This window comes from Bacillus aquiflavi, assembly GCF_019915265.1.
Classification (GTDB): Bacteria; Bacillota; Bacilli; order Bacillales; family Cytobacillaceae; genus Bacillus_BT; species Bacillus_BT aquiflavi.
Map to the genome: position 1 here is coordinate 1678628 of NZ_CP082780.1, position 10739 is coordinate 1689366.

General features: G+C 32.1%; 11 protein-coding genes. 10 read left to right on the top strand and 1 reads right to left on the bottom strand.

Translation table 11 applies throughout. From position 1 onward, the window contains the following. Positions 1-121: 121 nt before the first annotated feature. The 9 genes from K6959_RS08190 (at position 122) to K6959_RS08230 (ending at position 6840) form a co-directional block, all read left to right on the top strand. A complete protein-coding gene (locus tag K6959_RS08190) occupies positions 122-823 on the top strand; it encodes a 4'-phosphopantetheinyl transferase family protein (RefSeq protein ID WP_163243115.1) in 702 nt (233 codons plus the stop codon). A 182-nt stretch (positions 824-1005) separates the two neighbouring features. Then, on the top strand, positions 1006-1845 hold the full coding sequence (locus K6959_RS08195) for an ABC transporter ATP-binding protein (protein WP_223088153.1): 840 nt from the start codon (positions 1006-1008) through the stop codon (positions 1843-1845). Between the two features lie 70 nt (positions 1846-1915). Then, entirely contained in the window at positions 1916-2635 is a 720-nt protein-coding gene (locus K6959_RS08200) for a hypothetical protein (RefSeq protein ID WP_163243117.1), read from the top strand. Positions 2636-2849: 214 nt separating this feature from the next. After that, positions 2850-3524, top strand: coding sequence for an endonuclease V (locus K6959_RS08205; protein WP_163243126.1), 675 nt, complete (start codon positions 2850-2852; stop codon positions 3522-3524). A gap of 318 nt (positions 3525-3842) precedes the next feature. Then, on the top strand, positions 3843-4082 hold the full coding sequence (locus K6959_RS08210) for a transcriptional regulator SplA domain-containing protein (RefSeq protein ID WP_246234859.1): 240 nt from the start codon (positions 3843-3845) through the stop codon (positions 4080-4082). Positions 4083-4097: 15 nt separating this feature from the next. Next, positions 4098-5126, top strand: coding sequence for a spore photoproduct lyase (gene splB, locus K6959_RS08215; RefSeq protein WP_223088155.1), 1029 nt, complete (start codon positions 4098-4100; stop codon positions 5124-5126). A gap of 204 nt (positions 5127-5330) precedes the next feature. Then, positions 5331-5555, top strand: coding sequence for an AbrB/MazE/SpoVT family DNA-binding domain-containing protein (locus K6959_RS08220; protein WP_163243120.1), 225 nt, complete (start codon positions 5331-5333; stop codon positions 5553-5555). Next, the gene (locus K6959_RS08225) at positions 5556-6308 is read left to right on the top strand and encodes an ABC transporter ATP-binding protein (RefSeq protein ID WP_163243121.1); all 753 of its coding nucleotides are present in this window, start codon (positions 5556-5558) and stop codon (positions 6306-6308) included. Further along, a complete protein-coding gene (locus tag K6959_RS08230; RefSeq protein WP_262421930.1) occupies positions 6286-6840 on the top strand; it encodes an ABC transporter permease in 555 nt (184 codons plus the stop codon). The genes K6959_RS08225 and K6959_RS08230 overlap by 23 nt, the downstream gene beginning before the upstream one ends. Positions 6841-7149: 309 nt before the next feature. Here K6959_RS08230 and K6959_RS08235 read toward each other — a convergent pair whose 3' ends face one another. After that, positions 7150-7680, bottom strand: a complete 531-nt coding sequence (locus K6959_RS08235) for a GrpB family protein (RefSeq protein WP_163243123.1) — start codon at positions 7678-7680, stop codon at positions 7150-7152. 1406 nt (positions 7681-9086) lie between these two features. On the opposite strand from K6959_RS08235, the gene K6959_RS08240 reads away from it, so the two are divergent. Next, positions 9087-10352 (top strand): MFS transporter, encoded by a 1266-nt coding sequence (locus K6959_RS08240; protein ID WP_163243124.1) that lies wholly within the window; start codon positions 9087-9089, stop codon positions 10350-10352. The last annotated feature ends 387 nt before the right edge of the window (positions 10353-10739 follow it).

Consider the following 10739-nt stretch of genomic DNA (forward strand, 5'->3'; position numbering starts at 1 on the left):
GAGATTCGTTCTTAATCTAATTGGAAACGAATCTCTTACATTTGTGATCTTTTTAGAGAGTGATCAAATGCGAATAAAGCTCCTATTTTGTGTGTAAATCATTGTTTATTGGAGTGTTTTCATGTTGCAAATTCACGCCATAAAAGTTCCATTTCATATTGCAGACTTAGATTATAAAAAGCTAGTTAGTTTCATTTCAAGTGATAAAAGGGAAAAATTAAGCAGATTTTATTATAAGAGGGATACATATAGAAGTTTACTTGGCGATATTTTAGTACGATTGTTTTTATGGGAACACTTTTTAATTCCTAATAATCAAATCAAATACTCCTTTAATCAGTTTGGTAAACCGCAGCTCAAGTTACCTTTTCCGTTCTCGTTTAATATATCTCATTCTGAAGACTGGGTTATTTGCGTATTTGATCATAAAAATGTCGGGATCGACATTGAAAAAATAAATAATGTCAATTTACAGATCGCTAAACGTTATTTTAGTCAAATTGAATATGAAGATCTTATTAGTTTGAATGAGCCGATGAGGACGAAATATTTTTTTGATCTCTGGACTTTAAAGGAAAGTTTTCTTAAATGTATTGGTACAGGATTATATCGTCCATTGAATTCTTTTACAATAAGGATAAATAAATCTACTATTTCATGTACGGAGGACAGTCATGTATTAAGTTCGGATTTATCGTTTCAGTTATATAATTTTGATTGTCATTATAGCTTAGCCGCTTGTGCCTATTCAAAATTACCAGACAAAATAAAAATGATTCATTTCGATGAGCTAATGAGTAGAATGAGATCATTTACTTTCTGAATATGAATTAATCACCTAATGATTAAACTATTTTAGCTTGTAGTCAAGATCAATATTTGAAGTAATAAATGCTTGTAAGTCGGGGCTGCGGAGCACGTAGCAGAAACAAATAGATCAGTCGTTCATGAAACCGTTTGTTAACAGTTTGAAATCTATTTATTTCTATATGAGGAGGGAATTTTATGGGCAAGCTTGTTGAGCTTGAGAATATAAGTAAAGCATACACAAATAAAAAAATCTTCAGCGATATTTCGCTTACTATATATGAAAATCAAATTGTTGCGATACTCGGGGGAAATGGTACGGGAAAGAGTACACTATTACGGATGATAGCAGGACTCGAACAACCTAGTTCTGGAAAGGTGGGATTTCCCAATAAAAAGATAAAGATTGGATATGTACCAGAAAGATTTCCTAAGCTTCTTCGTTTTACTCCTAGTGAGTATTTAAATTATATAGGTAAAATTGGCGGAATTTCTAAAGAGTATTTAAAAGAAAGAATTCCTTATTTATTACATCGCTTCAAGCTAGAGAAACTAGATGATCGTTGGATAAGAGACTTATCAAAAGGAAACATTCAAAAAGTAGGCATCCTCCAGGCAATTTTAACAAAACCTGCGCTATTAATTTTGGATGAGCCTGTTTCTGGCCTTGATTTAAATGCACAGCAAGAATTATTAACGGTTATAAAAGAATTAAAACAACAAGGTACTACTATTATACTCACTTACCATGAATCTAATATTTTTGATGACATCATAGAGAAAACCTATTATTTAAATAATGGCTCTATTTCAATGGACAATCCAATAAAAAATGAAAAAGATGAAATGAAATTAATCGAAGTAAAATATATTGATCATTCGACCGTTATACAATGGAAAGAAGCCATTCATATGGAAAGCAAGGATAATCGATTATTACTATATGTCAACATTAAAAACAGTGACTCTATATTAATGAAAATTCTTCAATTAAAGGGAAGTATTGAAGCTGTTTCAACCGTAAATTTCGATTTTTAATTAAAATCATTTATGCTTTTTTATGAAATGAGAAGGCTCTAATAAAATTAGTATAGGAGGAGAGATAGTTTTGAAAGAATTAATTAAATTTAGCTTACATGATTATATTCGTTCCCATAAATATTTTCCCCCAGTTTCAACATACTTAATATTAGTTTCTGTTTTTTATACATACAAACCTAATCCAGTGGTCGATAGTTATGCAGTAACTGCATTAATGCTATACGTTATTTCTTCCTGGCTTTGCATAAGCTTTTTATCTCTTGACCATCCTGTTCAAAAACAATTAATGATACTTAATCTTAAAAGCAGAGCGCGCTACTATGTTTCTAAATTAATATCAGTATGGTTCATTTCTGTTATACTTACAATTTATGCTTTTCTATATCCAATTGTTTTTAATATGTTCAACGAACCTGTTTCGATGAGTGCCGGTTTTGTTTCGCTAGCAAATCATCTCGTTTTGGCAACGTTAGGTATTAGTGTTGCAAGCTTATTTAGTAAGACGCTGATGAGAAGCGCGATAAGTTCTTATGGAGGACTTGTATTAATATCAACAATTTCATTAGCAGCTTTAGGAATTTACAAAATTTTACCTTCAGCCATTAAAAATATCGTTTGGCTTCTTCCTCCTGCAACGATTACACAATCACAGCTAGTAAATTGGAATGGTAAAAATATTTCAGAGCTTTCTCTTTTTCCTTTTGTTTGGGTATCGATTTACTCATTATTGATTATATTTTTGTTTTTAAAGCTGACGAAGCGATCAAGAAAAAATGATTTAGTTTAGTGTCCATCATCCAACCTAAAAGAGGAGAAATAATTTGAATGAATGACCGTAGCATAAGATTAAAACTTTCGAACGCTTAGAAACGTTTGATACATAGGGTGACTTTTATTAAAGAAAAAAATAAAAAGTAACAAACAAGGTAAGTTTACGAACTTCACAAGAAGGTGATTTAGCATTGGCTAACCAGTTTTCTGATAATGAATATATAAAGAAAATGTCACAAAAGTTTTTAGAAATTCAAAATGAGTTATTGCCAAAAGTGAAATTAGAAAATATCTTTAAAAAAGACGAGATAAAATTGATTGCCGGGGTAGATTTAGCCTACTGGGATGTAAATAACACGACACATGGTACATGCTGTATTGTTGTTATTGACTATCATACAAAAGAAGTGATTGAAAAGGTATACAGTTATGGAGAAATAACAATTCCTTATATTCCGGGATTCCTTGCTTTTCGGGAGTTGCCTTTAATAATAGATACAGTGAAGAAATTAATCAATCTGCCAGACTTATATATGTTTGATGGGAATGGATATTTACATTATCGTCACATGGGCATTGCGACACACGCATCTTTTTTCTTGAATAAACCAACAATTGGGGTGGCGAAAAGTTATCTTAAAATTCAAGGAACGGATTTTATGATGCCAAAAAATCAAGCAGGTGCTTACACTGATATTAACATAAATAGTGAGGTGTACGGTCGAACTTTAAGAACAACAAAAAACGTTAAACCTATTTTTGTTTCTTGTGGAAATTGGATTGATCTACATACAAGTACTGAAATTGTGATGAATTGTATTAACAAAGAAAGTCGTTTACCGATTCCTGTTAGATTAGCTGATTTGGAAACACATAAAGTAAGAAAACAATTATCACACTTATGAATTGAACAAAAGTGCATCTATCATTTTTTGATTTTTAAATGATATTCTAAAAAAATTGGTTAATTAAACTGTGATTTATAAGTCATATATAGAGATGGCTTATAGCGGTGAAATTGGTAATTATTTCCACACCAAATCAACATTTTTTATTGTGTGAGACTACCTGTCTCACACACCTTTATTCCATTTTCGATAACTCCTTTCTAAAAAATCCACTATTCATTTTTATATTCGAATATTTTTTCCATAAATAAGTAATAATATTTTCCTCCTCTAAAGGCAGAATGATAATAAATCCTAAAAGGGATGGTGACGAAAATGAGGGACGAATATCATTCTTACAATGCAGGGGATATTGTGTATGTTTTTTATCGAAATCCTCATACACAAGATGTAACAAATATTCAGGAAGCAGCAGTTGTAAATAACCCTGAGAATCCAAACGAATTAGCTTTATTTCTGTATGAGACTTATTATCCTTTAACAAGTGAAATGGCTGTCTATTCAAGCGAAGAAGAAGCAGAACATGCTTATCAACAATTTTTTGCAAATGATTAAAAAGGGGATTTTAAAATGAATAAACCGTTTACCCCCCAACTCGTCTACTTTGAACCGAAAGCGTTAGATTATCCACTTGGGAAAGAGCTTAAAGAAAAATTTGAAAAGATGAATGTAGAAATCCGTTATACAACTTCTCATAATCAAGTAAGAAACCTTCCTGGCGAAACGGATTTTCAACGTTATCGGATTGCAAAATCCACACTCGTCGTTGGAATAAGAAAAACACTTAAGTTTGATACTTCAAAGCCTTCTGCAGAATATGCGATTCCGTTTGCAACAGGCTGTATGGGTCATTGTCATTATTGTTATTTACAAACTACGATGGGAAGCAAACCGTATATCCGAACGTACGTAAATGTCGATGAGATTCTTGAAGCTGCTGATCAATATATGGCAGAACGTGCACCTAAAATGACAAGATTTGAAGCCTCTTGTACATCTGACATTGTCGGCATCGATCATTTGACACATACGTTAAAAAGGGCAATTGAGCATTTTGGAAAGTCAGAGTTTGGAATACTACGGTTTGTTACTAAGTTTCATCATGTCGATCATTTACTTGATGCAAAACATAATGGAAAAACACGTTTCCGATTCAGCGTAAACGCTGATTACGTTATTAAAAATTTCGAGCCAGGCACGTCTCCTTTAGAGAAACGAATCGAGGCGGCGGGAAAAGTGGCAAGAGCCGGATATCCACTTGGATTTATTGTGGCACCGATCTATCTTCATGAAGGGTGGAAAGATGGCTATTTTCACATGTTTGAGCGTCTCGATGCAGAATTACCGCTAGAAGCGAGGAAGGATATTACATTTGAATTTATCCAGCATCGATTTACAAAGCCTGCCAAAAGAGTAATTGAAAAAAATTATCCGATGACTAAATTAGAATTAAACGAGGAAAAAAGAAGATACAAATGGGGTAAATATGGAATAGGTAAATACATTTATCAAAAACAAGAAGAAGGGGATATTAAAAATCATCTTTATTCCTATATGGAACAATTTTTCCCAAATGCCAAGCTGGAATATTTCACATAAATTATGATCGATCACAGTTCTCATTTTTGTTATATACCAATGTTTAAAGCCCTTTCTCACCATACCGAGAGGGGGTTTTGTTTTATAATCGCTTTTGAATTCTAAAAACTTCCTTGATATTTGTCATAAGAGTGAGTATACTTAGTATGAAAAGTATTACTTTTCATACTAATCATACAGAGGATACTGAAGGAGGAAATTTAAATGACAGCACCAGAAGGAAAACATGTTTTTGGAACAGTCAAAGTAGGAACGAAAGGACAAATTGTTATCCCTAAAGAGGCAAGAGAGATTTTCGATATTAAACCGGGGGACTCTTTACTCATGTTAGGTGATGAAAAACAAGGTATTGCACTTGTGAAACAAGAAATATTTGTTCAATTTGCTAATGATATTTTAAATGCCAAAAATCTGGATGAAGGTGAGTGAATGACTTCAATTCAACTGAAAAAGTTAGCGAAGAAATATAAAGATATAACGGTAGTTAATAACCTTGAGTTTTCAGTGAAACAAGGAGAGTTTTTCGCTCTACTAGGGGAAAACGGTGCAGGGAAAACGACACTTATTAGTATGCTTTGTGGTTTGCTTACACCAAGCAGCGGTGATGCATTAGTGTTAGGAAATAGTATTTTAACTAATATTGAAAAAGTTAAACCTCAATTGAATATTTCACCTCAAGAAACTGCTATAGCCCCCAATTTAACGGTACGTGAAAACTTAGAATTTATTGCAGGTATTTACGGAATCTCAAAAAATGAAGCGAAAATAAAGACAACTGAAATGATTGAACTATTTCATTTAAAAGAGAAGGAAAAAGCAAAAGCAAAAACATTATCTGGCGGGATGCAGCGTCGATTAAGTATTGCAATGGGGATGATCACGAATCCAAAGATTTTCTTTTTAGATGAGCCAACATTGGGATTAGACGTTCGCTCTCGTCGTGAGCTATGGGCGAATCTTGCAAAATTAAAGGGGAAAATGACGATTATTTTAACAACACATTATTTAGAAGAAGCAGAAGCATTAGCAGACCGCATTGTTATTTTACAAAAAGGTTCATTAAAAGGGCTTGGTACGGTTGAAGAGTTAAAGCAACAAACAAATACGGAAACGTTTGAAGATGCCTTTTTAGCCATTTGTGATGAGGAGGGGCAAGTGTATGCTTCATTTTGCAATTCGTAATCGAAAAGAAATATTTCGTGATCCATTGTCAATTATATTAGGAATCGCATTACCGCTTATTTTGTTAATTGTTTTTACAACAATTGAGAAAAATGCACCACTTGATACCTTTAAAGCACATAATCTAGTACCGGGATTAGTAGTCTTCAGCTTTTCTTTCTTAACGATGTTTTCTGCATTATTAATTGCAAAAGATAAACAAACCGCACTTCTTGTTCGTTTGTTTGCTTCTCCATTAAAGGTGAACGATTATGTAGTTGGTTATACAATACCAATGATACCGTTAGTCATTTTACAAACTATTATTTGTTATTTAGTAGCACTAGCTTTAGGAATGTCGGTAGAATTGATAGACTTTTTAATGAGTATGGTTGTATTATTACCGATTACCGATAGCGATCATGTCCATTTTCTTTGGCTTATTTTTAGGCGCGCTATTTACAGACAAACAAATTTCAGGGATTGGCACAATTTATATTACGCTCGGATCATTTTTAAGTGGAGCGTGGGTAGATTTATCTCTTTTAGGTAATAAATTTGGAGAAATTGGTAATTATTTACCGTTTGTTCATGCAGTTGAATTATCACGAGATATTTTAATTGGTGATTATTCTACATTTAGTGAGCACTTTTGGTGGACAGTTGCTTATGCTATCATATTATTTATTTGTGCGATATTTGCATTCTTTCAGTTACGTAAAAGATAATGAACAACAACTATTTACGATAGCCTGCTAGATATTAAAAATCGTTACGCAAACAGACAGTTGTTTACGTAACGATTTTTAATTGGCTTATGCTTCAATAGTAAAAACTTATTTCGAAAGTGTCTTTTCTTTAGCTAATACATAGTTATTTTTCTTATGAAGTCTGTTTTTTCATTCGTATAGGCTTCCCTGTCGTATTGATGAACTTTTGCTAATTTAAGCTTTAAGCTTTCATATTCTTTTGCAACTAACGGATTATTTCGAAGATAATCTCGAAAATATAATCTATCCCAAAGAAAATCTTGCTCTTTAGTTCCTAAATGAATGTGAAAGGAAATCTTCTCTAATCCATTTGGAGAATAGCCTTTAACAAACATTAAATGGTTTTTCTGCCCTTTCATATGGATATAGTCATTCTTTTCTAGATAATCGATCACCAAGTAAGTTACTTCATCTTTCTTTGGAATTTCTACTAAAATATCAATCGTCGGTTTTGCTGATAAATTAGAAACGGCGGTGCTTCCGATATGTTCAATTCTAAGTGCAACTGCTGAACCAAGAATATTTCTCAGTGTTTGCTTTTCGGTTTCAAATGCTGAAGTCCAGCGACAATCATAGTTAACAATCGTGATAGGATATAACTTCCCGAGTTCTTCTTTATTCATCGTTTTCATCCTCTATTCATATCCAATTTTATTTACATCATAATATTAAAATAACAAGAGAAAAATGTTAAAAGTAACGGTACTTACCTGAAGCGATACAAACTGTTAACAAACGTTCTTCGTTGTCAGCACATGAACGAATACTCTATTCGCTTCGTCTCATACTTTGCTTCTCGGATAATAAGCATAATCAAAGGGACTGGGGTGTCCAATAAGTCGAATTTCGGCTATTGGATACCCCTTTGTATGTTGAATCAACATTTTTGTCTTTCATTTTTATGATTTTGCTTTTTTGTGACATCTTCAAATGCTGTGTTAATATCTTTTGAAGTTATATAATTTCACTAATTTTATCGAATGGAAACAGTCCTTTTTTATCATTTTTCGACTAATTCAGGAATAAATAACGCGGGATAGCGTCACCTCCTTTAACAGTAACCATTATTCCCCGGTTTTAAGTTCATAAATTACATTATTCAACAAAAAGATAGACAAAATGTTAATATTTAAGAAACAGTTAAGAAATAGTTAAACTTTAGTTATAAACTTTCACCTATACTAGAACTATATGCAAGTGTTCCTGTATTTGTAAAAAATAAATTTAATCATTTTTATTAAATCAACAATCATCTCAGATAACGACAATGTTACTAAATGAAACCAATATTTACGAGAAAAATTATTTATGTTTTTAGTCCATTCTAAAGATCTTTTTCATTTTTTTAATGATGAAGTTTGTGTGATGAAAATATTTAAAAGTATAAATAATATCGAAAAAAGTTATTAAAATGAGTGAGGTGTTCCTATTGGTTAGTTTATTTGAAAATAGTTAATCATCCCCATGTCAACATTTAAGTTTACTTATAAGTATTGCTTTATACATATTTTGCTGTTAACTTTAGTTGCCTTGAGATCGACTTTACTTTTAAAATTTTAGGACTGTTTGAAAGTTTTAGTTCCTCACAAAAATATTTAAAGGTGGAGCACTTTTTTATTCTACCAATGCCGATTATACTTACGACGTTGTAAAGCAAATATTATTTACAAATGTAATAAGTCAATATGATGAGAGCAAAGTTAGAACTTAGAGGGTTATTCCGTCGACAGCAGGAGACATGAGCAAAAATATGTTTTTCAAACTTCCCCTCTCAAATATTTATTGATCAACTCTTTTAAAAAACTCAACATTAGAACCTCAAAAGTTTTTATTATCAACAAAATACATAGTTCATTAAATACAACGCATAAGGAGGAAATTAAAAAATGCATTTCAATTAAATATTGACGTTTTGTGATCGATCAATGGTTAAGACAGAAAGTATTCTTTAACCCCAACGAATGGAATTATGATAAAAAACTTTTGGCACAAAATAGAAAGCTTGTATGAAAGCAAATGGGGAGCCCTTATGAAAAAAATACGATCTCTGTTTCAAAATAGAAATTATTTACGGCTATTCCTTGCATCTTTCACTTCACAAATGGGTGGTACAATTGGGTTAACTGCACTTATGTTTTATCTTCTAGATCGCTTTTCACAGCAACCTGCATATGCCACAATTACTGAACTTATGTTATCTATGCCTACATTAATGGTATTTTTTCTAGTGGGTGTGTTTGCTGATAGGCTTGACCGGCAAAAAATAGCCCAAAACTGTGATTGGATTTGTGCCGTATTATCAATTTTATTATTACTCTCTCTTTTTATTAATTTGATCCCATTAACTTTTATAGTTTTATTTTTAAGGAGTGCTGTAAAAAGTTTCTTTACTCCTGCACAATCTGCTCTCGTACAAGGTATTTTAACAAAAGAGTATTATACGACGGCAGTTGGTTTAAATCAGTTAGTTGCTAGTTTATTTATGCTATTTGGCAGCGGGATTGGGATATTTACCTACTGGGCAATTGGTGTTGAAGGCGCAATATTAGTTGATGCAGCTAGTTTTATCATTAGTGGGCTACTTATAAAATCTTGCAAAATGTCAGAGAAAATTCGTATGCCAAACGGAAAGCACACGATTAAAGATTTAAAATTTACGATAGTATGGAAAGATTTTAAAGTAGGATTAAGTTATATTTTAAAGCATAGTTTACTGCTCACACTTATTTCGGGATTCGCCGTTTTTGGGATTTTAAATGGTGGACTTTCGGTGATGCAAATATTTATCTTAAAGTACAAGCTAGCACCAGGAAACTATGAGGAAATCTCAATTATATTAGGAATTGTTTTCGGTTTAGGAGTTTTATTTGGAAGTATGGTCGCATCTATACTTTCTCAGAAATTGATGCTCCATCATTTGCTTATCTTGGCTATGTTTATTTCAGGGGGAGCAACTATTGTTGGTTCGCTAGTTAATACTGTTTGGCTTTATATGGTTTGTTCAATTGTGATTGCACTATCCCTTCCGATGATTAATGTAGCGATAGGAGGTTGGATTCAAAAAATAGTGGATCCAAAAATGATGGGAAGAGTACAAGGATGGATTAATCCGTTGATGATGCTTTCACAATCACTCACTTTGCTATTTATCGCAGGGTTTTATCCTGGTATTTTTGCGGTCGAGACTCTTTTTTGGTTTGTTGGCGGAAGTTTAATTTTTGTAGGGGTTTTTTACATTCTAGTTCTTCCAAGGTTTATAGAATTGGAGAAAAATGAAGGAATCATGGTTGACTAAATTGTTTTTAGCAAGAGCGTTTTATACATCAAGCGACTTAAGTAGATGATTACAAAAATATTTGAACTATATGAGATGGAATTAGAATTATTCATTATATAAATAGGACAAAATAACAATGATTCGATCAAAATGATTTTAAAGGAAGTTTTAATCATAAGATAAGATCGATATTATTTTATAAATCATTTCTTAAAATCTTTTAAAAGGGGGTCTTTTCAATACAGAGAAAGAACTTTGATGGAGTAATTGATCACGTATAGAGTGATTCATGCTTTATTAATAATTGAAAACTGGTGTTGACAATGCATTGCAACTTTTATTTTAAAGATAACAAATATATTACAATTTAGGTTATAAAGATAAGATATGTTAAATAAATATATA